1 protein-coding gene is annotated in these 467 nt (G+C 71.5%); it reads left to right on the top strand.

What is annotated here, in order from left to right; translation table 11 throughout:
- Positions 1 to 467: alkaline phosphatase family protein (locus tag ABTU92_RS30805; protein WP_408095316.1), on the top strand; the 467-nt coding region annotated here is incomplete at both ends.

The following is a 467-nucleotide window of genomic DNA, read 5'->3' as shown; positions in this document are numbered from 1 at the left end:
CGGCGCGCCGCCCGCCGTCCACGGCGTCTCGGGCAACTACTATCTCGACCGCGACAGCGGCCGCGAGATCATGATGCTCGACGCCTCCCTGATGCGGGCCCCCACCGTGCTGGCGGGCTTCGCGCATGCCGGCGCGACGGTCGCGGCCGTGACCGCCAAGGACAAGCTGCGCAAGGCGCTCGGCCACGACCTCGACGGCATCGCGGTGTCGGCCGAGACCGCACACACGGCGACGCTGGCCGAGCACGGCATCGACGACCTGACCGTGCTGGTCGGCCGGCCGACGCCCGACCAGTACTCGGCCGACCTGTCGCTCTACGTGCTCGACGCCGGCATCCGCCTGATCGAGACGCGGCGGCCCGATCTTCTGTACCTGTCGCTGTCCGATTACGTGCAGCACCGGCACGCCCCCGGGACGCCGGAGGCGAAAGCCTTCATGCACGCGGTCGACCTTCGTTTCGCGCGAC

The sequence above is a fragment of the Rhodoplanes sp. SY1 genome, assembly GCF_046000175.1.
Lineage (GTDB): Bacteria > Pseudomonadota > Alphaproteobacteria > Rhizobiales > Xanthobacteraceae > Rhodoplanes.
This window is presented reverse-complemented; position numbering and strand designations above follow the sequence as displayed.